This is a genomic window from Mangrovimonas aestuarii (assembly GCF_028767185.1).
Classification (GTDB): domain Bacteria; phylum Bacteroidota; class Bacteroidia; order Flavobacteriales; family Flavobacteriaceae; genus Mangrovimonas_B; species Mangrovimonas_B aestuarii.
Genome location: NZ_JARACK010000002.1, coordinates 162627 through 189144, shown reverse-complemented (window position 1 = coordinate 189144; position 26518 = coordinate 162627). Strand labels below are relative to the sequence as shown.

Sequence of the window (26518 nt, the reverse complement as noted above, 5' to 3'; positions counted from 1 at the left end):
TTACTTATCCTATTACAACTCAAACCACGCTTCTACTTGAGTTTTAGCTTGACTTTTAAAGCTGTGGTGGATAAACTCGTTATTGGATTTATTATAACTATAATCATCAGCCCATTCATTATGGTTTTCTGCCAATGCAATAATACTATCGCATACAAAATCTATTTCTTCACATGTAGTAGTTGGATGAATAGACATACGAATCCAACCCGGTTTTCTGCTCAATTCCCCTAAACTAATTTCAGAGGTTAGTTCACGGGATAAATCCTGATCTACATGCAACAAAAAGTGTCCATAAGTTCCAGCACAACTACACCCTCCTCTTGTTTGGATTCCAAAACGATCGTTAAGTAATTTAACACCCAAATTATAGTGCAAATCATCAATGTAAAATGATACTACCCCCAAACGCTCTTGGTGTTGTGGCGCCAAAATATTAATATTAGGTACATTACCCAATCTATTGAAAACTTGATGTAACAACTCATGCTCACGCTTCAACATCTTCTCTACTCCCATTTGCTCCTTTAACTTAATACATAAAGCAGTTTTAATGGTTTGAAGGAAACCAGGTGTACCTCCGTCTTCACGATCTTCTATATTATCGATGTATTTATGCTCCCCCCAAGGGTTGGTCCAACTTACGGTACCTCCACCTGGACAATCTGGAATCATATTCTTGTAAAGCTTCTTGTTGAACAACAAGACACCCGATGTCGCTGGCCCTCCCAAGAATTTGTGTGGAGAAAAGAAAATAGCATCTAACGCTTCTTCTTCATCCTCAGGATGCATATTGATGTCTACATATGGTGCGGTACAAGCGAAATCCACAAAACAAACACCTCCATGCTGATGGATCTTTTTAGCAATAGCGTGATATGGTGTTTCAAGCCCTGTTACATTCGACCCTCCAGACACCGAAGCTATTTTTAAAGGACAATCTTTATACTGTTCCAATAATTTCTCAAACTCTTCCATACAGAACAAACCATCTTGTGCTGGTGGAATCACTTCTACCTTAGCAATGGTTTCCAACCAAGAGGTTTGGTTACTGTGGTGCTCCATATGAGTGATAAACACTACTGGACGTAATTCGTCAGGTACATTGGTGTACGCTCTTAAATTTTCTGGTACTTTCAAGCCTAGAATACGCTGGAATTTATTCACAACCCCCGTCATACCAGTCCCGTCAACAATTAACACATCATCTTGGTTACTGTTAACATGCTTTTTAATAATGTGTCTAGCTTCGTGATAAGCCATAGTCATAGCTGTACCAGATGCAGTAGTTTCCGTATGGGTATTAGCAACAAAAGGACCGAAGTCATTTAATAACTTTTCCTCAATTGGGCGGTACAAACGTCCTGAAGCAGTCCAATCGGTATAAACCATTTTCTTGGTACCATAAGGAGTGTCAAACTCTTGATTTACTCCAACGATATGCTTTCTAAACGTTTTAAAATATTGCTCTAATTGAGACTGTCTTGATACAGTGGCTTCCTTTATCGTCATAATTCCAGTTTCTTATTGGGCCGCTAAAATACTTAAATGTTTGCTATTGACTTAATTTCTTCAATAAATTTAACAGCTAAGTCATCGGCTGCTTCTTGGCTTTTAGCCTCGGTATATATCCTAATGATTGGTTCGGTATTACTTTTGCGCAAATGCACCCAGTTTTCAGGGAAGTCTATTTTTACCCCATCGTTAGTAGTTATCTGCTCTGAAGCATAGCGCTCTTCCATGGTCTTCAAGATTCCATCAACATCCAATCCTGGAGTTAGTTCTATCTTTTTCTTGCTCATAAAATATTGCGGATAGCTTGCTTTAAGTTCACTTACAGAAACTTTTCGCTCGGCTAACAAACTTAAGAACAGTGCTATTCCAACAAGGGCATCACGACCGTAGTGCAATTCTGGGTATATAATACCTCCATTACCTTCTCCTCCAATAACCGCATTGGTTTCCTTCATCAATTCAACTACATTTACTTCGCCTACTGCACTAGCTTGGTACGAGCCTCCGTGCTTTTCGGTAACATCCCTTAAGGCGCGTGAAGAACTCATATTACTTACGGTATTTCCCTTTTCTTTCTCCAACACATAATCGGCACAGGCCACCAAAGTGTACTCCTCTCCAAACATCTCACCTTTTTCATCCATAAAGGCCAAACGATCAACATCGGGATCGACTACAATTCCTAAATCAGCACCTTCTTTCACTACATATTGAGCCAAGTCTGTAAGATGCTCTTTCAATGGCTCTGGGTTATGAGGAAAATGTCCGCTAGGCTCACAGTAAAGTTCTGTAACATCAACACCTAAACGCTCTAATAAACGCGGAACGGCAATTCCTCCAGTAGAATTTACACCGTCGACTACCACGCGTAACTTTGCCGATTTAATAGCATCTGGATTAACCAAATCCATTTTCAAAACCTCATCGATATGGATGTCGATATAGGCATCGTTAATAGATATTTCTCCCAGTTTGTCCACCTCAATGAAAGTCATATTATTTTCTTCGGCAATCTTTAAAATAGTTGCTCCATCATCTGCGCTCAGAAACTCACCATTTGCATTCAACAACTTCAGAGCGTTCCATTGTTTGGGGTTATGGCTTGCTGTTAGGATGATCCCTCCATCTGCATGTTCCATTGGTACTGCAACCTCAACCGTTGGAGTAGTAGACAGTCCTAAATCGATGACATGGATACCTAGACCTACCAGAGTGTTCATTACCAAATTCTGTATCATTTCGCCAGATATGCGAGCATCACGCCCTACAACAACACGGTAATTGTCTTTATCACGCTGTTGTTTCAACCAAGTTCCATAAGCCGCTGCAAAAGTCACTGCATCGATTGGGGTTAAATTATCACCAATGGCGCCTCCAATGGTTCCTCGAATTCCTGAAATGGATTTTATAAGTGTCATAGTGTTTCTTGAATTTCCACAAATATACTACTCGTATCTCGAAACTTAAATTATGAATTTGTAAATTCCACTTATGAATTTTCTCGCGCATATTTATCTTTCCGGAAACAACGAATTGGTTCGTATCGGTAATTTTATGGCAGACAGTGTAAAAGGGAAATCCTATAAAAACCATCCAAAGGATATACAAAAAGGCATATTGCTGCATAGGGAGATTGACACCTTTACAGATCAACATCCAACAGTCAGGCTAAGTACCAAACGTTTACATGAACCCTATGGGCATTATTCCGGAGTTATTGTAGATATTCTGTATGACCATTTTTTAGCCAAAAATTGGAGCTCATATTGCTCAACACCATTAGAGGAATATGCAGAGCGTTTTTACAATTCCTTGGAAAGGCATTACGAGTTATTGACAGATCGAACAAAACACCTTATGCCCTATATGATAGCTGATAACTGGCTTGTTAGTTACGCTACTATTGATGGAATTGGTACAGTTTTAAAGGGGATGAACCGCCGTACTCAAAACCGCTCTAAAATGGATTTGGCCGTGTACGAACTAAAAACCTATTACAGCGATTTTGAAACAGAATTCACTGATTTTTTTGAGGAATTAAGGGAGTTTTCAAAAACTACATCAGATAGAATCGTTTTGTAAGTTTAATCTTTTAAAGTGCACTTTTACATTTTGAAATCTATAAATTCCTTTTAAAAATCAACATACTTATAATAGAATCAAATCGAGTACTCTAAACTAAATGTTATTAAGTTACTAGCACCTTTCATATCTCGAATTTGTAAAAACCGGTTACTGACTATTTGAACACGTGCCCCAATTCTCTTATCGAATTTGTAACCAACACCTAAGCAATACCCTAAACTGTTTTCAAATTCTGAAACCTCTAATAAAATATCATTCATTGCAGTGGCGAATTCAAGATTGATAGAAGACTGTAATAATATTCCATAGGACAACCCTGCATCAAAAAAAACTGAATTTTTACCATTGATAAAGGCATAATATCTTCCTCCGATTGGAATATTAACAGTGTTGAATTCTGTATTGAATTTAAAATATTCTCCACGATTATCACTCGTCATGTTTGAGTATCTACCATTAGCTGTCAATTTTGAAAAATTGACCCTACCAAAGGCGGCCCACTTATTCCTTGGGATAGGGAAACGGTATTCCAATTCACCTCCAATAGTAATGGTAGCACTAGAAGCCATAGAAACCTTTTGATTACCCATAGAAACATCCTCATTTCCAAAAGAGAACAATGACCCTCCTGCGAAAGCTGAAACATAGTATTTGCCCTTTGCTCTTTCAGTTTCAAAAATTTCATATTTGCTTCCAATACAATCGTTATAATCTCCAACTATATCTTTTAAATCATTTTGGTTATACTTTAGCCTCTTAATGTTCTGCAGCTTTACCCCAGAACACTTCAAAGCATTGAAAATCTGTTGCTTGAACCTACCTACATTGTGTATATCAGATTCCCCATCTACATCTGTATTATTCATTAATGGAATAAAATCCCCATTTCCAATTCTTAAATAGAATAACCAGTATTGCCTGCTTCTAAATTCAAACAAAGAGGCTTCTCCCTTTAAAATACATTTTACAAATGCATTACGCCACTCCAAATGCTCATTCTGCAGTCCTAAATTCACTTTTACAGTGGCTTGAACATACTTAAACTCTGTATTGTATATATAAAACTCCTTAAACTCCTTAACATTAGCTTCAAGCACTTCACTTGTCTCGTTAAGTTTGTAATGTATATTATCAGGGCTATATAACCACTTATTATTCTGAATTAAACATTCTATCTTTTCACCTTTTTTAGTTACCAAATACCCCTCTTGAAAGGTGATTTGAGAATAACTAATAAAAGAAAAGAAGATAAAAAGTATTGAAAAAAAAGATTTCATTATAATCGCTGGATGTTTTGTTAGTTTAGCGTGCGAAAATAGCACAACACCCTTTTACAACCTATCCTTTCTATAGATATTTCTCTTACAATTTCGCAAATAACTAAACCTTAAATATTTGAGATTTTCATGTCAACCAATCTAGCAGTTAATCGTCCAATAAAGCCACCACTCTAGCCGGAGCCGCCGAAGCTCCAACAATTTTCAATGGGAAAACAGCAACTTTAAACCCTTGATAAGGCAGTGCATCAAGATTTACCAATTGCTCCATATGGCAGTACTCTTTATCTCTCCCAACTAAATGTGCTTCCCAAAATAATTCGGGGTTATTGGTTTCTTTTGCCTTTTCCATCATATACGGCAAAGGTAAGTCCCATCCCCAAGCGTCAATCCCCATAACTTTAATGCCTTTATCGATAAGCCACGAGGTAGCCTCAGCACTCATTCCTGTTCCTTTTTTATGAAAATCCTTAGTTCCGTTAAGCTTGTCACGGCCGGTCTTTATCAAAACAATCATTCCAGACTTAACGGATAAATTATTCTCATTAAGAAAAGTTTCAATATCTGATATAGTAATCGGGTCAAAATCTACTTTATGTTTCATATCAATCACCAAGCCTTCACCAAAACACCATTCTAAAGGAACCTCGTCAATGGTTTTGGACTTTTTTCCATTAGTGGTTGGTGAGTAATGCCAAGGCGCATCGATATGAGTGGTGGCATGTACACCCATTTTTTCAATGGTATCGTCTGCCCAACCATTAAAACCTTTAGGAAACAGCTTAAAGGGTAACCCCAGTAATCTGATAAGCCACTTCGCTTTTTTATGGGATTTGTGCTTTATCCTAACCCGCATAAACCACGGATCTTGCTTGTTATATTGAATCGGTTTTGATAAATCTATTATTTTCATTTTCCTGTTTTTCTATTATGAACCCTTTAAAAATTGACCAAGTTAGAGCTTTTGTTAGTGTTAAAAAGCCAAAATTTCAACAATGTTAAAATTCAAAAAGTCTTTACATAAAAAAAGCGATCCACTTAAGTAGACCGCTTTGTTATTTAGTTAAATAATTAATTACATAAATAAAGGTAAACCTTCCATCATATTGTTTACTTTGCCAGCAATGGCTTCAAGTTTGTCTTCATCCTGATAATTGGTAATAACCTCATCAATAAGACCTACTATAGTTTCCATATCATCTTCTTTTAAACCTCTGGTGGTAATAGCTGGTGTACCAACACGAATACCAGAAGTAACAAATGGCGATTTATCATCAAATGGTACCATATTTTTGTTTACCGTAATATCTGCCTTTACAAGCGCTTGCTCAGCATCCTTCCCAGTAATATCCTTATTTCTCAAATCGATTAACATCATATGGTTATCTGTTCCTCCAGAGATAATGTTATAGCCTCTATCTACAAATGCCTTTGCCATTGCCTGAGCATTCTTCTTTACCTGAAGCATATAATACATAAAATCGTCTGTCAAGGCTTCTCCAAAAGCAACTGCCTTTGCTGCGATAATATGCTCTAATGGTCCTCCTTGATTTCCTGGGAACACTGAAGAATCAAACAAAGACGACATCGTTCGAAGGTTTCCGTTCTTTAACTTTAATCCAAATGGATTGTCAAAATCCTGCCCCATCATAATCATTCCTCCTCTTGGACCTCTTAAGGTTTTATGTGTAGTTGTTGTTACTACGTGACAATGTGGGATTGGATCGGTTAAAATTCCCTTTGCTATCAATCCCGCTGGATGTGAAATATCGGCCATTAACAATGCTCCTACACTATCTGCTATTTCTCTGAATCGCTTAAAATCCATATCCCTCGAGTAAGCAGAAGCTCCGGCAATAATCAACTTCGGACGTTCCTTCTCAGCAACTTCCGCTACGTGATTATAATCAATCAAACCAGTTTCTTTGTCAACACCATAGAATACCGGATTGTAAAGCTTTCCTGAAAAGTTAACCGGCGAACCATGGGTTAAGTGACCTCCATGCGAAAGATCGAAGCCTAAAATAGTATCTCCGGGTTTTAAACAAGCAGCAAACACAGCCGTATTAGCCTGGCTTCCAGAGTGAGGTTGTACATTGGCCCAGCTAGCACCAAATAAAGTCTTGGCTCGGTCAATAGCAATCTGTTCTACTTCATCAACTACCTCGCACCCCCCATAGTAGCGTTTTCCTGGATAGCCTTCAGCATATTTATTGGTTAATACAGACCCGGCTGCTTCCATCACCTGATCACTAACAAAGTTCTCAGAAGCGATAAGCTCTAAACCGTGTAACTGTCTGTCTTTCTCGGCATCTATTAATTCAAAGATTTGTTCGTCACGTTGCATAGCAAATGTTTATCGTTAAATATCCGTCAAAAATAGGAAATTGATTAGTTAAATAGCACAAAAAACATATATTTGAAAATAATTTTCAAATACTAAATCAACACTCAAGTTATGCCAATATCAGCAAACAATCCAGATAGAAAGTCCTGGTTGCATGTAGACAAAAACTCCGATTTCCCAATTCAAAACATTCCGTTTGGGGTATTCCTTACTCGCGACGATGTGATTACCATTGGTACTCGAATAGGAGATACAGCAATCGATCTGGGCGCCTTGCATCAACTCGGGTATTTTGATGGTATCGCTCTAACTGACGATATTTTTCTTCAAGACTCACTTAACGATTTTATTGCAGATGGTCGTAAAACATGGAGAGCTGTAAGAAACCGTATCGCAGAGATTTTCGATGCTGAGAACCCAGAATTAAAAGACAACAAACAACATAAAGATATCGTCCTGTTCCGTTTGGACGAAATTGAAATGCAATTGCCAGTACAAGTTGGGGACTATACCGACTTTTACTCAAGCATGGAGCACGCTACCAACGTAGGAACTATGTTCCGCGACCCAAACAACGCATTATTACCAAACTGGTTGCACATACCGGTTGGATACCACGGACGTAGCTCGTCTATTATTCCATCGGGAATTCCTGTTCATCGTCCACAAGGACAAACACTTCCTGCCGATTCTGACGTCCCTGTATTCGGACCATCTAAACTGGTAGACTTTGAATTGGAAATGGCTTTTATCACTACCGATGCTAACGATCTTGGTGAACCAATACCTGTAGATGAAGCTGAAGAATATATCTTCGGATTGGTATTGTTCAACGACTGGAGTGCTCGTGATATCCAAAAATGGGAGTATGTTCCACTAGGGCCTTTCTTAGCGAAAAACTTTGCATCTTCAATGTCTCCATGGATTGTGACTTTAGATGCCTTGGAACCATATAGAGTAGATGGACCAAAACCTATCAAAGAACAATTACCATATTTACAATACAAAGGAAAAAAGAGTTTCGACATTAACCTAGAGGTTTCCCTTCAACCAGAAAAAGCTAAAGAAACCGTAATCTGTCGTTCTAACTTCAAGTACATGTACTGGAATATGGCCCAACAATTGGCACACCACACAGTAAACGGTTGCCCTGTAAACTCAGGCGACCTTATGGGTAGTGGTACCATTTCCGGGCCAACACCAGATTCTTATGGATCTATGTTAGAGTTAACTTGGAGAGGAAGCAAGCCTCTTAAAATGAAAGATGGCTCTGAGCGTAAGTTTATAAACGATTACGACACTGTAATTATGCGTGGTTATTGTGAAAATGATGGTACTCGCATTGGTTTTGGTGAAGTAAGAACTCAGCTTTTACCTGTATATCAGCCTAAAAAATAATTGATTTTAAAATCTAACCGATAATTCTACAGCCCTTAACACCTCTCGTGTTAAGGGTTTGTTCTGTTTGGCACCAAATTTGAACCTTAGACAAAACCAACCCTAAAAAACCTTAGCTTATGAAACGAATGCTACTCTTAGTTGCTCTGATAGTAATGGCAATATCATGCAGCAGCCGAAAGCAAATGGAAAAAGCCCTTAACAGCGGTAATTATGATCATGCCATTAGTACTGCTCTAAAAAAACTGGCAACTAACAAGGACAAAAAAAGTAAAGAAGACTTTATTGTAATGCTTCAAGCGGCTTACAAAAAAGCAACAAATCGTGACCTTAATAGAATAAATCAGCTTAAACAGGACGGTAATCCAGAATTTTACAAATCTATTTTTGAAATCTATGCCGATTTAAACGCACGTCAAGAAGCCATAAAACCATTGCTTCCGCTTTACGTTAATGGCAGAATGGTTAAGTTTGAATTTAACGACTACACATCTCAAATCGTTCAAGCTAAAAACGAAGCCTCCAACTACCTTTACAATAAAGGCCTAGAATTGCTGAACAGTAACAGCAAGTTCGATAGTCGTGAAGCATACAATACCTTCAATTATATTCAGAGAATCAATCCTAATTATAAAGATGTTAAGCAACTTATGCAAGAGGCACATTTCTTAGGTACTAACTTTGTAATTGTTTCTGTAAGCAATCAAACTCAGCAAGTTATCCCTAAACGTTTAGAGCAGGATCTGTTGAATATGAACACCTATAATCTCAACGACTTCTGGACCGCTTATCATGCGCAGCCGTCTTCTGATGTTGACTACGACTATAGCATGGAACTTCAACTTAAGAACATCAACATATCTCCTGAGCAAATTCGCGAGCGCTCCTACAATAGAGAAAAAGAAGTAGTTGATGGTTGGGAATACTTATTGGACAGGAACGGAAACGTAGTTAAGGACAGTCTTGGAAATGATATTAAGATTGATAAAATTGTACGCGTACAATGCAACATTATTGAAGTTAGCCAATTTAAATCCTCTCAAGTTAAAGGTAGAGTAATTTATCAAGACTTGAAATCTCGACAGCCTTTGGACAACTTTCCTTTAGCAAGCGAATTTATCTTCGAGAATATATACGCTAGTTATCAAGGAGACTCTAGAGCCCTCACTGATGAAGATCGCAGACTTATTAATGGCAGGCCCGTTCCATTCCCTTCAAACGAGCAAATGGTTTACGACACAGGGGAAAATCTGAAATTACGACTTAAACAAATTATAAAAAGTTTTTCACCTCAGATATAATAAAAGGCTTCCAAATGGAAGCCTTTTTGTTTATTACTATTTATCATTACTAGATAAACTTAGCCAGGTCCACTTCATTAATTGCCCCATGTGATGCATCAGAAACTACTTCACCATTCTTTATCACCAACATCTGAGGTGATTCATGTACCACACTAAATTGAGTAACAATTTCTTGAGAAATCCCTCTGTAGTTCAATAAATCCAAAAAATACATATCATAATTCATATCATGACCTATATTTTCACGCTCAAACTGGTTTAATACCATTCGGCTAATTCCGCAACGTGTTGAATGTTTGAATAACAATTGTGGCTTTTTAAACGACGCATCACTAATACGCTTTAATTGAGACTCTTGTATCAGGGGAATCCATAAAAGCGTTTTCTTTTCTTCTGTTGCTTTAGTATCTTTAAACAGTTTTTCTAACAGTCCCATCTTCTATTATAATATTTCCTTCGTTATCTCCAACTCAAAACTTAATACTGACTAAACGACAGTTTAAAATCAGAAAAACAAGACAATTAGTCAGTTAATTCTGATTGGAAAGGTTATTGACTTAAGGCTACAAAACTAAGAAAACGATTTTAAACATATGAACCTTAACAATTATACCATCAAATCACAAGAAGCCGTGCAACTCTCCCAACAGATTGCACAAGGTTTCGGTCATCAACAAATAGAAAATGAGCATCTTTTTAAAGCTATTTTCGAAGTTGATGAAAACGTATTACCGTTTATACTTAAAAAGCTAAATGTAAACATCTCTGTTTTACAACAAGCTTTAGATAAACAATTAGAGAGCTACCCTAAGGTTTCGGGAGGCGAAATAATGCTATCTCGAGAACTGGGAAAAACACTTAATGAAGCTGCCATCTTTGCCAAAAAGATGAAAGACGATTTCATCTCCATTGAACATTTAATCTTAGCCATCTTCAAATCGAAAAGCAAGATTGCTCAAATGCTAAAGGATCAAGGTGTCACCGAAAAAGCTCTTGAAGCTGCAATTACAGAAATACGTAAAGGAGAACGTGTAACCTCTCAAAGTCAAGAGGAAACTTACAACGCCCTGAACAAATACGCCAAAAACCTAAACCAATTGGCTCGCGACGGGAAGTTAGACCCTGTAATTGGGCGCGATGAAGAAATAAGACGGATTCTTCAGATTCTTTCTCGACGAACCAAAAACAACCCAATTTTGGTCGGTGAACCAGGCACTGGTAAAACAGCAATTGCAGAAGGTTTAGCCCATAGAATTGTTGATGGCGATATACCAGAAAACCTGAAGGACAAACAAATTTTCGCATTGGATATGGGTGCCCTTATAGCTGGCGCTAAATATAAAGGGGAATTTGAAGAGCGCCTTAAAGCTGTGATCAAGGAAGTGACAGATAGCGAAGGAGACATCGTCATGTTCATCGATGAGATTCATACATTGGTTGGTGCCGGTGGGGGTCAGGGCGCTATGGATGCCGCGAACATTCTTAAACCAGCTTTAGCGCGTGGTGAATTAAGGGCTATTGGTGCAACTACTTTAGATGAGTACCAAAAATATTTCGAAAAAGATAAAGCCTTAGAGCGTCGTTTCCAAAAAGTAATGGTAGACGAGCCTGACACAGAAAGTGCTATCTCAATTCTACGCGGTATTAAGGAAAAATATGAAACACATCACAAAGTACGTATTAAAGACGAAGCGATTATTGGAGCTGTGGAATTATCCAACCGCTACATTACTAACCGCTTTTTACCCGACAAAGCCATTGACTTAATGGACGAAGCAGCCTCTAAGCTACGCATGGAAATTAACTCTAAACCAGAAGAACTGGATGTGCTGGATCGTAAGATAATGCAGTTGGAAATCGAGATCGAGGCCATTAAGCGTGAAAAAGACGAAACCAAACTGCAAGCTCTGAGAAGTGATTTGGCAAACCTCAAAGAAGAACGCAATGAGATTAACGCCAAATGGAAAAGCGAAAAGGAACTGGTAGATAATATTCAAAATACAAAATCGGATATTGAGAACTTTAAACTGGAAGCCGAGCGTGCCGAACGTGATGGAGATTACGGTAAAGTTGCAGAAATAAGATATGGTAAAATAAAAAATGCTCAAGAGCAACTTGAAGTGTATCAAAACCAACTTCAAGAACAACAGGAAAACTCATTAATTAAAGAAGAAGTCACCTATGAAGACATTGCTGAAGTGGTTGCCAAATGGACAGGCATTCCTGTAACTAAGATGATTCAAAGCGAACGTGAAAAACTTTTAAAACTTGAAGACGAACTACACAAACGAGTGGTTGGGCAAGAAGAAGCCATTCAAGCGGTTAGTGATGCCGTAAGACGTAGCCGTGCAGGGCTTCAAAACCCTCAAAAGCCTATAGGTACATTTTTGTTTCTGGGAACTACAGGTGTTGGTAAAACCGAGTTAGCAAAAGCTTTGGCAGAATACCTGTTCGATGACGAAAACGCAATAACCCGTATCGATATGAGTGAGTACCAAGAACGCCACGCTGTTAGCCGATTGGTAGGTGCCCCTCCAGGGTATGTAGGTTATGATGAAGGCGGTCAGCTTACCGAAGCGGTAAGACGCAAACCTTACTCGGTAGTGCTATTGGATGAAATTGAAAAGGCACACCCAGACACTTTCAACATACTATTACAAGTATTGGACGAAGGTCGATTAACAGACAATAAAGGACGTGTAGCCGATTTCAAAAACACGATTATCATCATGACATCAAATATAGGAAGTCAAATCATCCAAGAACGCTTTGAGGCAACAAAAGATATTAATTCAGCCATAGAAGGTGCTAAAGTGGAAGTATTAGCACTGTTAAAGCAAAGTGTTCGTCCAGAATTCTTAAACAGAATAGATGAAACCATAATGTTTACACCTTTAAGCAAAAAGAACATTTTAGATATCGTAAAAATTCAGCTGAAGGGTGTAGCCAAAATGATTGCCCAACAAGGCATAACCTTTGATGCCACCCAACAAGCCATTGAGTATCTAGCAGAAAAAGGATATAACCCTGAGTACGGAGCCAGACCAGTAAAACGGGTTATTCAAAAAGAAGTCCTTAATGCTTTAAGTAAAGAAATACTTAGCGGTAAAGTAACAACCGACAGTATTATTCTTTTAGATGCCTTTGACAATGAACTGGTATTTAGAAATCAAGAAAAGGAAGTACAAGAAAAACTTTGAAATTCCGTTATATAACAAAATCTTAATTTTTGGTTGGTTAGTTTGAAAAGCAACGCAATTCTTTAATGTAAAGATAGCGTTGCTTTTTTTTTATGATATCAATCATTGTTGTAACTTTAAGTAAACCTTAGATTTAAAACATGCATCTCAACCAATACATAGACCACACGTTATTAACACCAACAGCAACATTTAGCGATATCATCAAACTTTGTGAGGAAGCTAAAACATATGGATTTCATTCCGTTTGCGTTAATAGTTGCTATGTAACTTTAGCTAAATCCCAATTAAAGGATAGTGATATTAAAATTTGTACCGTTATAGGGTTTCCACTGGGAGCAAGCAATACAGCTTCGAAAGTTAAAGAAGCCCAACAAGCACTGCAAGATGGGGCTGACGAAATAGATATGGTAATGAATATCGGACTTTTAAAAAGCATGGATTTCGACGGAGTTTGGATGGATATTGAAGCGGTAAAAAAAGTAATGCCACATAACACACTAAAGGTTATTCTGGAAACCTGTTACCTCTCCGATCTGGAAATCATTAAAGCCAGCGAACTAGCCATAAACAGTGGTGCCGACTTCATTAAAACATCAACCGGTTTTGGACCAAGAGGCGCCACCCTTAATGACCTTAAAGTAATGACAAGCGTTGCCAAAAACTGCATTAAATTAAAGGCCTCCGGAGGTATCAAGGATACAAACACAGCATTAGCTTTTATTAACCATGGCGCTGACCGGCTAGGAACATCATCCGGAATAGCAATCATTGAAGGCTTATCTTCCAAAACCACATCCTAAACCCGACACCATGAGCGTTCATATAGAAGCAAAACAGGGCGATATTACCGATACCATACTCCTACCAGGCGACCCTTTGCGAGCCAAATGGATTGCCGAACATTATATGGAATCCCCTAAATGTTTCAACAAATTGCGTGGCATGCTGGGCTATACAGGTCACTACAAAGGAGCACGTCTATCGGTTATGGGCACAGGCATGGGAATTCCTAGTATTTCAATTTACACCCATGAACTGATCCGTGAGTTTGGCGTAAAAAACCTAATACGTGTCGGAAGCGCAGGCTCCTATCAACCCGACATCAAAATCATGGATATCGTAATTGCCATGGCAGCCTCGTCAACTTCAGGAATCAATGAACTACGCTTTGGGGGTGCCGATTTTGCTGCAACAGCGAATTTCGAGTTATTCAAAAAAGCAGTCATTTCAGCAGAAAACAAAGGCATTTCCTTAAAAGCAGGAAACGTATTGACATGCGATGAATTCTACGCCGATAATCGGGAAGCATACAAAGCCTGGTCTAAATACGGAGTGCTCTGTGTGGAAATGGAAACTGCAGGATTATATACTGTAGCTGCTAAATACAAAGTAAAAGCTCTTAGCCTCCTTACCATTTCCGACTCTTTAGTAACTGGAGAACGCATGGAAAGCAAGGCCCGAGAGACAGCGTTTAAGGATATGATTAGCATAGCCCTGGATGTTGCCTCACAGGTTTAAGAACCAATAAAAAGGATACACATGCCTCTTTTCAATTACATACAATTTTTGTTTGTTTACTGTTAAATTAGTTACCTTTGGCAACCATGCAAAAAACCATCAACATACAAAACAAAAAGGCCAAGTTCCTATACGAGATCTTAGACAAATATACCGCTGGCATTGTTTTAACCGGTACAGAAATAAAATCCATAAGACAAAGCAAAGCCTCTATCGCAGAAAGTTTTTGCGAGTTTAACGATAAAGGAGAACTTTTTGTAATCAATATGACTATTGAAGAGTACAAGTATGGCACGCATTACAACCACCGTCCTAAGGCCGAAAGAAAACTACTCCTAAACAAAAAAGAACTTAAAAAACTTATAAAGGAGGTTCAAAATGTTGGACTCACCATAGTCCCTTTAAGGTTATTTATCAACGAAAATGGTTACGCCAAAATGGATATCGCTCTAGCAAAAGGTAAAAAAATATACGATAAGCGAGAAACCATCAAGGATAGAGACAACAAACGAAGCTTAGATCGCATAAAAAAAAGTTTTAGGTAACTTTAAGAAACCTCTAACCAATTGTAAGGTTTCTTTTATTTATGTTTGGTGCAACAAACCAACCAAACATGTATAAAGCTTTACTTCTACCCCTAATTTTCTTAAGCTCTTTATTTGCTTCTGCACAAATAACCGGAAAAGTCGCTTCTAACAACAATACCCCACTACCGTTTGTAAACATATATATTGAGAACACCTTCATAGGAACCACAAGCAACGAACATGGGCTATATGAACTCAACCTAAACAAAACAGGAGAATATACTGTAGTATTTCAATACTTAGGATACAAAACCTTAAAGAAACAAATTACGGTAACTGCATTTCCTTTTTCATTGAATGCCGAGATGGGAGAAGAAGATATCAGTTTAAAGGAAGTTGTTATTAATTCAGAAGACAACCCTGCAAACACTATAATCCGTAAAGCTATTGCCAACAGGAAAAACATTCTGGATAAAATCAATGCTTACAAAGCTCATTTTTATAGCCGTGGACTTATAAAAATTAAAGATGTTCCCGAAAAATTTATGGGTCAGGAAATAGGCGATTTGGATGGTAACTTAGATTCAACCCGAAGCGGAATTATTTATCTATCAGAAACCATTTCAGATATAGAATACAAACACCCCCTACCCCTTAAAGAACATATCACTGCATCAAAAATTAGTGGTGATGATAACGGATTTAGCTTTAACAGCGCAGGAAGTGCTGATTTTAACTTTTACAACAACACGATTGAACTCGGTAGTCAGATTGTATCACCAATAGCTGATTACGCCTTTAGTTACTACCGATATTCTTTAGAAGGAGTTTTTTACGATGATAAAGGACATTTAATCAACAAAATAAAAGTATCACCAAAACGCAAAAAAGACAGAACTTTTGAAGGTTATGTTTACATTATAGAAGACGATTGGGCCTTTTATGGTCTGGAACTTACTGTTACAGGAGAACAAGCACAGATTTCGGCCGCAAACAGTATTAGTATTAAACAGAGCTACACCTATTCAAAAAAGTATAACCTTTGGGCAAAAATATCCCAAACCATTGAGTTCTCTTATGGCATGTTTGGTATTACCGGTGAAGGACGGTTTATAGCTGTTTATAGTGACTATAACTTTGCCCCTGAATTCACCAAAAAGAGCTTTACCAATGAAGTTTTATCCTTTGAAAACGAAGCCAATAAAAAAGATTCTCTATACTGGGAAAGTATTCGTCCCATTCCATTAACTATAGAAGAAAGTACCGATTACACAAAAAAAGACAGTATACAAACTGTTCGTCAATCAAAAACCTATCTAGATTCTATAGACGCTAAGAACAACAAATTCAAGATAGGCGATATCCTTTTTGGCTACAGCTACAACAATTCTCACAAAAAATGGAACCTTGGCTATAGCTCACTTTTATCTGATTTAAGCTTCAACACAGTTCAAGGATTCAATACTTCGGTTAATGCTCACTTCAGAAAAAACATTGATGATTTCAACAAATTTTACAGAATAAACGCAAAATTGAATTATGGTTTTAGCGATAGGCGATTAAGGGGAAACCTGCAATACACTTATAAATTCAACAACATCACAAAACCTTACCTGATCCTTTCTGGCGGAGTTACCGTCGAACAATTTAACTCTAGCCCTCCTATCTCCCCTTTAATAAATGCTGTAAGCTCATTGTTTTTTGAGGACAACTATATGAAACTTTACGATAAAAGTTTTGTTGAGGCCAGATATTCCCAAGAAATATTTAACGGCTTAAGAGGTCTTGCAAGCCTTAACTATCAACGCAGAAAACCATTATTCAACACAACAGATTACACCTTTATAAATGAAAATGATGACACTTACACAAGTAACAACCCTCTAGACCCTACAGCCTATGGAACCGCTCCGTTTTCAACCCATAACTTATTTAAACTCCATTTACTGGCTCAGATCAATTTCGGGCAAAAATACATGAGTTACCCAGACGGTAAGTTCAACATTCAAAACGAAAAATATCCCACTCTTTATCTAGGGTACGAAAAAGGATTTGCTGCATCTAATACTTCCTATAATTTCGACCAATTGAAAATAATACTTAAACAAAACCTAAATACAGGAAATAAAGGACAACTAAGCTACAATCTTAGAACCGGAACCTTTTTCAACGCTGACGATATTGCCTTTATGGACTACCAACACTTTAACGGAAACCAAACACATATCGGTACAGCAGATAGCTACAATAACGTATTCAACAATTTACCCTACTATAGCCTAAGCACAAACAAATCTTACTTTGAAGCCCATCTTGAACATAATTTCAAAGGATACATTATGAATAAGATTCCACTATTAAACCAACTAAACTACAATTTGGTAATCGGCGCCCACGCTTTATCTTCAGAAAGTTACAATCCTTATTACGAGTTTACGGTAGGACTGAATAATGTAGGTTTAGGCAAATTTAGATTCTTAAGACTGGACTATGTTAGATCCTACCAAAGCGGGTATAAAAACGATGCTATTATTTTTGGGCTGAAATTTTTGAATATTATCAACTAGATACCCTATTTAACTTTTTAAGACTATATTAACGACTAAAATGAAGTTCTATACCTAAATTTATTATTTCCAATAAACTAATCAAAAATCATGAAATTCCTTTACAAGTTTTCACTACTATTAGTAGCTTTTATTTGTTTTTCTTGTAGTCCCACGAAAGAAACTACATCAACTAAAACAACAGAGAAAGTTATTCCATCAGTAAGCTTCGAAGTAAACTTAACCGATAGAAGTAACGACACTTACAAAGTTGAGGTCACCCCACCATCCCTGACAGCTCAAAACAACATTTTCCAGTTTGCAGCTACAGCTCCAGGAACCTATCAAGTTATGGACATGGGACGTTATGTTCAAAATTTTACCGCTTACAATGAAAAAGGAGAAGTTGTACCTACCTCAAAAATTTCGACTAACCAGTATGAACTGAGTACTCCTGAAAGCATTACCAAAATCACATACGAAATTTCTGAAACCTGGGACACTCCTGTTGATAGAGACCAGATCTATATGATGTGTGGAACTTCTATTGAAGATGACCATAGTTTAATAAATGGCCAGGCAGTTTTTGGCTATTTTAAAGGAAAACAGCAAAGCCCTATAAAAATTAAACTGGATCTTCCTGAAGGATGGAACTATGGCACTGCACTTACCCAAAACCCAGAAGGGTACTTTTTTGCTGATAATTACGACCATGCAGTAGATTCACCTATTCTTGTTGGTAACCTTACCAAGGCTTCAATGGACGTACAAGGAACCACTGTTGATATTTACACATATTCAAAAACTGGAAAGGTTAATTCTGAGCAAATCCTAGGCTCCATGAAGAATATGCTACTGTCTGCAAGTGGTTTTTTAAATGGATTGCCAGTAGACCGATACACCTTCCTATTTCATTTCGAAGATTACACCAATGGTGCCTGGGAACATTCTTATAGCTCTGAATACGTTTACAAAGAAGACAGCTGGAACAATTTAGAACAAGGCGTTCTAGAAGTTGCTGCACATGAGTTTTTCCATGTTGTAACACCATTGAATATTCACAGTGAAATCATCGAAAAGTTCAACTTTATCACACCTGTTCCTTCAGAACATTTATGGCTTTATGAAGGCACAACGGAATGGGCGGCTCACATGATGTTGTTACGTTCTAGACAAAAATCATTAGATGATTACCTTAATACTTTAGAGAAAAAGGTAATGATTAGCACTCGTTATTATGACTCCAGCATTAGCTTAGTTGACTTAGCATTAAAATCTTACACCCCAGAAGGACACAAACAATACGGTAACATCTATATGAAAGGCGCTTTAGTAGCTGGTTTATTAGACATCAAACTAATAGAACTTTCAGATGGTCAGACAGGTTTAGTCGATGTAATCAACAAATTGGCTAAACAATATGGACCACACAAACCGTTTAAAGAAGACACTTTCTTTAATGTGTTTGTTGAAGAAACCTATCCAGAGATTCGTCAATTTATTGATAATTATATCAAAGCCTCTCAACCATTACCTTTAAAAGAATATTACGAAAAGATTGGCATTGAGTACAATCCGGAAACAAATAGCTTTAGCGTTAATTCTGCACCTAGTGATCAACAGCTAAAACTACGTAACAAATGGAAACAGAAAATTGAAATATAACCAGATATAGCATTATATGAAAAAATCTATTGTTCTAAGTTTTCTTTGCTTCCTTTTAAATTTTAGCATTAAAGCACAAGTAGATACAACCGAATACATTGAGAAGGTCCAATCTGTGGACAGCATAATTTCAAATCTATATAGTGTTATTTCTGGAGAAAAAGGAGAAGAAAGAAATTGGGATTTATTTAAATATCTATTCAAACCCGACGCAAAACTTATCGCTACAGGACCAGATAATATTGGCGTATACCAAGTAAAGTACTTAAGCCCTCAGAACTATATTGACTCCTCTGGGGAATGGCTGGTGAAAAATGGTTTTTTTGAAGTTGAAATAAACAGAAAAGAACAACGATTTGGACATATCGCTCAGGTTTTCAGCACTTACGAAACCTATTACAGCAAAAAAGACACAAGTCCATTTATGAGAGGTATAAACAGTATTCAACTACTTTTCGACGGTACGCGTTGGTGGATAATTAATATTTATTGGACTCAGGAAACCGAAGACAATCAAATACCAAAAGAGTTCTTAAAACAATAATTACTCATGAAACTATTAATACCTTTTTTCTTGGTTGTTCTTGTATATCTATCATCTTGTAAACACAATTCCGATACGGACATAAAAACCCAATGGATCAATGAAATTACGGAAACAGAAGCCGCATTTGCAAAAATGGTCAAGGAAGAAGGTATTAACAAAGCATTTCTAACTTTTGCAGATAATCAAGCTGTCTTGATGCGTAACAATGAACTGATAAAAGGCAAAAACGCCATTAAGGAACATCTTAAGAATGCAACGTCCAAGGGACTGGTTTGGAAACCTGATTTTGTAGATGTTGCTGATTCTGGTGATCTAGGGTACACATATGGGCACTATAGCTATACTCATAAAGATACTCTTGGAAATGATGTGACCAGTACAGGAGTTTTCCATACTATATGGAAACGTCAAGATAACGGAAAATGGAAATTCGTTTGGGATTAAAAGCTAGTTTTTGTCCTCTAACATGGGAACAAATCTAAAATCTCCAAACTCGTGTTTATCAAAGGCCTTCGGGCCTTTCCTTATAAACAAAGTCATGGTTTGGACATCTGTTCCAACAGGTATCACCAAACGACCACCAATAGCCAATTGAGCCAGTAATGGTTTAGGAACAAAAGGAGCTCCTGCGGTTACGATAACACCATCAAAAGGTGCTTCTTCCGGCATACCTTTATAACCATCACCAAATACAAGCTTTTTAGGACGATACCCCAACTTAGGCAAAAACTTGCTGGTTTTCTTGAACAATTCCTGTTGACGCTCAATACTAAACACTCTAGCCCCCAATTCGCACAATACAGCAGTTTGGTACCCACTTCCGGTACCAATTTCGAGAATTTTATCACCTGGTTTAATCTCTAACAATTCAGTTTGAAATGCTACTGTATACGGCTGCGAAATGGTCTGATCTGCAGCGATAGGGAAAGCTTTATCCTGATAGGCATGGTCTAAAAAACCAGAATCCATAAAGAAGTGTCTTGGAATTTTACCAATAGCCCCAAGCACTTGTTCGTCTTGAATACCTTTGGCTCTCACTACATTAACCAATTGCTGTCTTAACCCCTTATGTCTAAACGTATCTTTCACTGTCTACAGAATATTTGCAGGGCTAAATTAATCAAAGATTTTTAAGCTGAAAATTAAATTCCGGCAAGGCCTTTGACTAGGGTTCAACCTCTATAATTTATTAAATATTTATCAGGAATTAAGCCTTAAAATCTTATTTTTGTTCAAAACCTGAAATCCATGCTAAAAGTTGGTGTTCTAGGTGCGGGTCACCTGGGCAAAATTCATCTACGTTTACTCAATCAATCCGATAAATATGAGCTTGTTGGCTTTTACGATGCCAATGAAGAAAATGCCAAAAAAGTCAGTGAAGAATATGGTTATACCTACTACAATTCTATCGATAAACTTATAGACTCTGTAGATGTTGTAGACATTGTAACTCCTACTCTTTCCCACTACGATTGTGCCAAGCAGGCTATTTCAAAAGGAAAACATATTTTTATTGAAAAACCAATCACCAATACGGTTCAAGAAGCTGAAGCTTTGCGAACTTTAGTGGCCGAATATGGTGTTAAGGGTCAGGTAGGACATGTTGAACGTTTCAACCCAGCATTCAGGGCTATCAAGGACATGGTAGAAAACCCAATGTTTATTGAAACACACCGCTTGGCAGAATTCAACCCCAGAGGAACAGATGTTCCTGTGGTACTGGATTTAATGATTCACGATATCGATATCATTCTTAGTGTTGTTAATTCGAAAGTGAAGCATATTAGTGCCAGTGGTGTTTCGGTAATTAGTGACACACCAGACATAGCCAATGCTCGCATAGAATTTATTAATGGTTGTGTAGCCAACCTTACAGCCAGTAGAATATCACTAAAGAACATGCGAAAAACGCGTTTCTTCCAAAAAGACGCCTATATATCTGTAGACTTCCTTGAGAAGAATTGTGAAGTGGTAAAAATGAAGGACGCACCAGAAAACCCTGGAGATTTCGACATGATTCTTCAAAATGCCGAAGGTGTTAAAAAGCAGATTTATTTCGATAATCCAGATATCTCTCCCAACAACGCCATTTTAGATGAACTGGAAACTTTTGCCGATGCTATCAACAACAACACCAAACCAATTGTAACCTTACATGATGGCACAGAGGCTTTGCGTGTGGCAACTATGATTATCGATCAATTTTAAAAATTAAGACTTCTAAATAATAAAACATAAAAATATTACTATGAAAAATATAGCTGTAATTGGAGCAGGAACTATGGGTAATGGTATTGCACACACTTTTGCCCAATGTGGATTTAACGTACGTTTAATCGATATTAGCGAAGCTTCATTGGAGCGTGGTATGGCTACTATTACCAAGAACCTAGACCGTATGGTTGCCAAGGAAAAAATTACAGAAGACGATAAAAACACAACTTTAAATAACATTACTACTTTCAACCAACTTACTGAAGGTGTAAAAGATGCTGAATTGGTTGTTGAAGCTGCTACTGAGAATGTAGATTTAAAACTGAATATCTTTAGACAATTGGATGAAGTTTGTGCTGAAGGAACAATTTTGGCAACAAACACTTCTTCTATTTCAATAACACAAATTGCAGCGGTAACCTCTAGACCAGAATTGGTAATTGGAATGCACTTTATGAATCCAGTGCCAATCATGAAATTGGTAGAAATTATCCGTGGATACAACACGAGCGATGAGGTAACGAATACCATCATGGAACTTTCCAGAACGCTTAGAAAAGTACCAGTAGAAGTTAACGATTACCCTGGATTCGTTGCAAACCGTATATTAATGCCAATGCTAAACGAGTCTATTGAAACACTTTACAATGGCGTAGCTGGTGTTGAAGAAATCGATACAGTAATGAAATTAGGAATGGCACACCCAATGGGACCATTACAATTAGCAGATTTCATTGGTCTTGACGTTTGTTTATCTATTCTTAACGTAATGTACGAAGGCTTTAAAAACCCTAAATATGCACCATGTCCGTTATTGATCAACATGGTTCAAGCTGGAAAACTGGGTATTAAATCTGGTGAAGGTTTCTACGATTACTCAGAAAGCAAAAAAGCTGAAAAGGTTGCCAAACAGTTCAAAAAATAACAAACCAAAACCGCACCCGATCAGTTAACGTTCGGGTGCAATTGGTTTTAATCCCATAAGAAGGTGAAATCCCTTTTTTCAATATTTTAGGATACTCACCATTAATTATGACAAAAATAATCCCATTTAAAGCGGTTCGTCCTACAAGGGACAAGGTTAGCTTAGTGGCCTCTAGGCCATACCAAAGCTATACCCAAACCGAAAGGGAAGCCCGTCTCGACCATAACCCCTACTCATTCCTACATATTGTAAATCCTGGATATAAATACGCCAAAGAAATTTCAGGTACTGCCAGGTACTCATTGGTACGTAACAGATATCTAGAATTCAAAGAAGACAAAATCTTTGTTCAAGATGAAAAGCCTTCTTATTACATATACAAAATAGTAGATCGTGATAATCAGGTATTTAGCGGTGTAATTACGGCTGCAAGTGCTAAAGATTACGAAAATCAGGTAATTAAAACCCACGAGGATACCATAGAATATCGAGAACTAATTTTTAAAGACTATATAAAAACCGTTGGTTTTAATGCTGAACCGGTTTTACTTACTTATCCTGACAATGATTCAGTAAAACAGATTATTAAGGAAATACAGAGGCAACGTCCTGAATACGAGTTTACAACTACATATAGAGACACACATTATCTATGGCCTGTTTCTGATGAGGTTACATTGAATGAAATCACCAAAGCTTTCGAATCTGTTTCAGTGGTTTACATTGCCGACGGCCACCATCGCTCGGCATCGGCACATTTACTCTATCAAGAGCAAAAAGCCAATAACCCTAATCACACTGGAAATGAGAGCTATAACTTCTTTATGGGGTATTTTATTCCAGAATCGGAATTGAAAGTATATGAGTTCAACCGATTGGTCACCGACCTTAATGGACTTACCAAGGAAGAATTCCTTATTCAACTGGATACCATGTTCCGAATTGAAAACCGAGGACAAATTCCTTATAGACCCTCTCAACAACATCATTTTAGCATGTATTTGGATGGTGAGTTCTATTCGCTTTACCTAAGAAAAACCATTTATAAATTTGAAAATTCCTTAGAGGCTTTAGATGCTCAAATTCTTTATAAAACGGTTTTAGAGCCTATTTTGGGTATCACCGATTTAAGGAACGACCATCGCATACAATATTGCAACGGAAAAAAGGAAGTGGTTAATATAAAAACCCGTATAGACATGGGTAATTTTGCTGTTGGCTTTGGCATGTGTCCTGTTACAATTGAGCAACTCAAGCAAATTGCAGATGATGGATTTACAATGCCTCCAAAAAGCACGTACATAGAACCTAAACTACGAAGTGGTATAACCATCTATGAATACTGATTTATGAGCATACAAAAGCGTTTAAATAAGATAAAAACTGATTTACCAGAACACGTCAAATTAGTTGCCGTATCGAAAACCAAACCAGTTGAAGATATTTTAGAGGCGTATAATGCTGGCCAACGCGTATTTGGTGAAAACAAGATTCAAGAGATGGCCGATAAAGAAGCACAACTTCCTAAAGACATTCAATGGCATATGATTGGTCATGTACAAACCAATAAAGTAAAGTACATGGCAAGCTTTGTCCACTTAATTCACGGTGTGGACAGCTTCAAACTCTTGAAGGAAATAAACAAGCAAGCCCAAAAACACGATAGAGTAATTTCGTGTTTGCTTCAAATCAAAATTGCCGATGAAGACTCCAAATTTGGAATGACTGCAGAGGACGCAAGATCTCTTATTACTTCAGAAGACTTGGGCACTTTGGAAAATATTAAGATTACAGGACTAATGGGAATGGCAACCTTTACAGAAGACCAAGAGCAGATAAAAAGAGAATTCACTTTTTTAAAGAACACTTTCGATTCATTGCGTAATCATACTTCCAAAAATTGTAACTTGGAAACACTTTCAATGGGTATGAGCGGTGATTATCAACTTGCTATCGATTGCGGTAGTACCATGATTAGAGTTGGAAGTAGTATATTTGGGGCCAGAAACTATAATGTTTAGGAATTTATAAAAATCTCAACAACAACTTTGTACGCCATTTTAGACATAGAAACTACCGGAGGAAAGTATAATGAAGAAGGTATTACCGAAATCGCTATTTATCGCTATAATGGTCATGAGGTAACAGACCAGTTTATAAGTCTAATCAATCCGGAACGGGAAATACAGCCTTTTGTTGTTAACCTAACTGGGATAAACAATAAAATGCTGCGCTCAGCACCAAAATTTTATGAAGTCGCCAAACGTATCGTTGAGATTACCGAAGAATGTACCATAGTTGCCCACAATGCCGATTTTGATTACCGTATTCTAAGAACCGAATTCAGCCGATTGGGCTTCGATTTCAACCGTAAAACATTGTGTACTGTAGAATTGGCCCAAACGTTAATTCCCAACCAACCGTCCTATAGCTTGGGAAAACTAGCAAGAGCACTTGGTATACCTGTAAGCGACCGTCATAGAGCTAACGGTGATGCCATGGCTACAGTAAAACTCTTTAAGTTATTACAGACCAAGGATACACAAAAGCAAATTATTCAAAACGCTATTCGATTAGATCCTAAATATCAGCTTGAAACCAAGCATTTAGATATTATCAATGAATTGCCTTCAATTACCGGTGTGTACTACATTCATAAGTCTAACGGAGAAATCATCTATATTGGAAAAAGCAAGAACATAAAACGTCGCATCACACAGCACTTTACGGGTAAAAATCGAAAAGCTAAAAAAATACAAATGCAGGTGGCAACAGTCACCTACGAAGCTACAGGAAGTGAATTAGTTGCCCTTCTGAAGGAAAGTGAAGAAATCAAAAAAAACAAACCAGTTTTAAATCGCTCACAGAAGCGTACACGATACACCCATGCTTTATATAGCACTGTTGATGCTGAGGGCTATATTAACCTTACAATCGACAAAGCTGATGGCCGTAAACGTCCTTTAACTACATTTACAAGTCACTTAGTGGCTAAAAACTTCATGTTTAAAGCTGTTGAGGATTTTGATTTATGCCAAAAATTATCGGGACTTTATCCTACTAAGACAAACTGCTTTAACTATTCGGTTAAATCCTGTAATGGTGCCTGCCTCCTGGAAGAACCTGCAGACGAATACAACCTACGCGTACAAAAGTTTATTGACAAATACAGCTTTAAAAACAAAGACCTTGTAATAATTGACCAAGGTCGTGAAGTAGACGAAAAAACCGTTATTCTTATTAAAGATGGTCTTTTTAGAGGGCTTGGTTTTTTCAACCTTAATTATCAAATCAATAATACTTCTGTCTTGGAATCCATCATTACACCAATGGAACACAACAAAGACACCCAACATATTATTCAAGCGTATTTAAGAAAACACAAACGTATTAAAGTAAAAGAACTATCCGCTTAAATTAAAGCCATACTTTTCTTATTTTTGAATT

At 37.4% G+C, this 26518-nt stretch carries 23 protein-coding genes; 16 read left to right on the top strand and 7 right to left on the bottom strand.

The window, feature by feature from the left end; all coding sequences use genetic code 11:
* Positions 1 to 12: 12 nt before the first annotated feature.
* A complete protein-coding gene (locus tag PWU04_RS03605) occupies positions 13 to 1512 on the bottom strand; it encodes an aminotransferase class V-fold PLP-dependent enzyme (RefSeq protein WP_274474447.1) in 1500 nt (499 codons plus the stop codon).
* A 32-nt stretch (positions 1513 to 1544) separates the two neighbouring features.
* The gene (gene glmM / locus PWU04_RS03600; protein WP_274474446.1) at positions 1545 to 2933 is read right to left on the bottom strand and encodes a phosphoglucosamine mutase; all 1389 of its coding nucleotides are present in this window, start codon (positions 2931 to 2933) and stop codon (positions 1545 to 1547) included.
* Positions 2934 to 3006: 73 nt separating this feature from the next.
* Here glmM and PWU04_RS03595 point away from each other — a divergent pair, with 73 nt between their 5' ends.
* Entirely contained in the window at positions 3007 to 3597 is a 591-nt protein-coding gene (locus tag PWU04_RS03595) for an acyl carrier protein phosphodiesterase (protein ID WP_274474445.1), read from the top strand.
* Between the two features lie 77 nt (positions 3598 to 3674).
* On the opposite strand, the gene PWU04_RS03590 is transcribed toward PWU04_RS03595, so the two are convergent.
* The 3 genes from PWU04_RS03590 to glyA all read right to left on the bottom strand — a co-directional run bounded on the left by PWU04_RS03590 (position 3675) and on the right by glyA (position 7224).
* Positions 3675 to 4877 (bottom strand): outer membrane beta-barrel protein, encoded by a 1203-nt coding sequence (locus tag PWU04_RS03590; protein WP_274474444.1) that lies wholly within the window; start codon positions 4875 to 4877, stop codon positions 3675 to 3677.
* 148 nt (positions 4878 to 5025) lie between these two features.
* Complete coding sequence (locus PWU04_RS03585; protein ID WP_274474443.1) at positions 5026 to 5790, bottom strand: cyclase family protein; 765 nt, start codon at positions 5788 to 5790, stop codon at positions 5026 to 5028.
* 162 nt (positions 5791 to 5952) lie between these two features.
* Positions 5953 to 7224 carry a serine hydroxymethyltransferase gene (glyA, locus tag PWU04_RS03580; protein ID WP_274474442.1) on the bottom strand — a complete coding sequence of 424 codons (1272 nt, stop codon included), beginning with the start codon at positions 7222 to 7224 and terminating at the stop codon, positions 5953 to 5955.
* Between the two features lie 111 nt (positions 7225 to 7335).
* Between glyA and fahA the strand changes: the two genes are divergently transcribed.
* Positions 7336 to 8622, top strand: a complete 1287-nt coding sequence (gene fahA / locus PWU04_RS03575; protein ID WP_274474441.1) for a fumarylacetoacetase — start codon at positions 7336 to 7338, stop codon at positions 8620 to 8622.
* 119 nt (positions 8623 to 8741) lie between these two features.
* On the top strand, positions 8742 to 9923 hold the full coding sequence (locus PWU04_RS03570) for a hypothetical protein (RefSeq protein WP_274474440.1): 1182 nt from the start codon (positions 8742 to 8744) through the stop codon (positions 9921 to 9923).
* A gap of 49 nt (positions 9924 to 9972) precedes the next feature.
* On the opposite strand, the gene ytxJ is transcribed toward PWU04_RS03570, so the two are convergent.
* Positions 9973 to 10362: a bacillithiol system redox-active protein YtxJ gene (gene ytxJ, locus PWU04_RS03565; RefSeq protein WP_274474439.1), complete on the bottom strand. Its 390-nt coding sequence runs from the start codon at positions 10360 to 10362 to the stop codon at positions 9973 to 9975.
* A gap of 157 nt (positions 10363 to 10519) precedes the next feature.
* Here ytxJ and clpB point away from each other — a divergent pair, with 157 nt between their 5' ends.
* The 8 genes from clpB to PWU04_RS03525 all read left to right on the top strand — a co-directional run bounded on the left by clpB (position 10520) and on the right by PWU04_RS03525 (position 20376).
* Positions 10520 to 13126, top strand: a complete 2607-nt coding sequence (clpB, locus tag PWU04_RS03560) for an ATP-dependent chaperone ClpB (RefSeq protein ID WP_274474438.1) — start codon at positions 10520 to 10522, stop codon at positions 13124 to 13126.
* Positions 13127 to 13266: 140 nt separating this feature from the next.
* On the top strand, positions 13267 to 13929 hold the full coding sequence (deoC, locus tag PWU04_RS03555; RefSeq protein ID WP_274474437.1) for a deoxyribose-phosphate aldolase: 663 nt from the start codon (positions 13267 to 13269) through the stop codon (positions 13927 to 13929).
* Positions 13930 to 13939: 10 nt separating this feature from the next.
* Positions 13940 to 14647, top strand: coding sequence for a purine-nucleoside phosphorylase (gene deoD, locus PWU04_RS03550; protein ID WP_274474436.1), 708 nt, complete (start codon positions 13940 to 13942; stop codon positions 14645 to 14647).
* An 86-nt stretch (positions 14648 to 14733) separates the two neighbouring features.
* Positions 14734 to 15192, top strand: coding sequence for an SsrA-binding protein SmpB (gene smpB, locus PWU04_RS03545; RefSeq protein WP_274474672.1), 459 nt, complete (start codon positions 14734 to 14736; stop codon positions 15190 to 15192).
* 68 nt (positions 15193 to 15260) lie between these two features.
* Positions 15261 to 17741 (top strand): DUF5686 and carboxypeptidase regulatory-like domain-containing protein, encoded by a 2481-nt coding sequence (locus PWU04_RS03540; protein ID WP_274474435.1) that lies wholly within the window; start codon positions 15261 to 15263, stop codon positions 17739 to 17741.
* A 90-nt stretch (positions 17742 to 17831) separates the two neighbouring features.
* Positions 17832 to 19385: a M61 family metallopeptidase gene (locus PWU04_RS03535; RefSeq protein WP_274474434.1), complete on the top strand. Its 1554-nt coding sequence runs from the start codon at positions 17832 to 17834 to the stop codon at positions 19383 to 19385.
* 16 nt (positions 19386 to 19401) lie between these two features.
* Positions 19402 to 19929, top strand: a complete 528-nt coding sequence (locus PWU04_RS03530; protein ID WP_274474433.1) for a hypothetical protein — start codon at positions 19402 to 19404, stop codon at positions 19927 to 19929.
* A 6-nt stretch (positions 19930 to 19935) separates the two neighbouring features.
* Entirely contained in the window at positions 19936 to 20376 is a 441-nt protein-coding gene (locus PWU04_RS03525; protein WP_274474432.1) for a YybH family protein, read from the top strand.
* Between the two features lie 3 nt (positions 20377 to 20379).
* On the opposite strand, the gene PWU04_RS03520 is transcribed toward PWU04_RS03525, so the two are convergent.
* On the bottom strand, positions 20380 to 21021 hold the full coding sequence (locus tag PWU04_RS03520) for a protein-L-isoaspartate(D-aspartate) O-methyltransferase (protein ID WP_274474431.1): 642 nt from the start codon (positions 21019 to 21021) through the stop codon (positions 20380 to 20382).
* A gap of 159 nt (positions 21022 to 21180) precedes the next feature.
* Here PWU04_RS03520 and PWU04_RS03515 point away from each other — a divergent pair, with 159 nt between their 5' ends.
* The 5 genes from PWU04_RS03515 (at position 21181) to PWU04_RS03495 (ending at position 26487) form a co-directional block, all read left to right on the top strand.
* Complete coding sequence (locus tag PWU04_RS03515) at positions 21181 to 22140, top strand: Gfo/Idh/MocA family protein (protein ID WP_274474430.1); 960 nt, start codon at positions 21181 to 21183, stop codon at positions 22138 to 22140.
* Positions 22141 to 22180: 40 nt separating this feature from the next.
* Positions 22181 to 23071: a 3-hydroxyacyl-CoA dehydrogenase family protein gene (locus tag PWU04_RS03510; protein WP_274474429.1), complete on the top strand. Its 891-nt coding sequence runs from the start codon at positions 22181 to 22183 to the stop codon at positions 23069 to 23071.
* A 107-nt stretch (positions 23072 to 23178) separates the two neighbouring features.
* Positions 23179 to 24417 (top strand): DUF1015 domain-containing protein, encoded by a 1239-nt coding sequence (locus PWU04_RS03505; protein ID WP_274474428.1) that lies wholly within the window; start codon positions 23179 to 23181, stop codon positions 24415 to 24417.
* Positions 24418 to 24420: 3 nt separating this feature from the next.
* Positions 24421 to 25092 carry a YggS family pyridoxal phosphate-dependent enzyme gene (locus PWU04_RS03500; protein WP_274474427.1) on the top strand — a complete coding sequence of 224 codons (672 nt, stop codon included), beginning with the start codon at positions 24421 to 24423 and terminating at the stop codon, positions 25090 to 25092.
* A 27-nt stretch (positions 25093 to 25119) separates the two neighbouring features.
* Positions 25120 to 26487 (top strand): exonuclease domain-containing protein, encoded by a 1368-nt coding sequence (locus PWU04_RS03495; RefSeq protein WP_274474426.1) that lies wholly within the window; start codon positions 25120 to 25122, stop codon positions 26485 to 26487.
* The last annotated feature ends 31 nt before the right edge of the window (positions 26488 to 26518 follow it).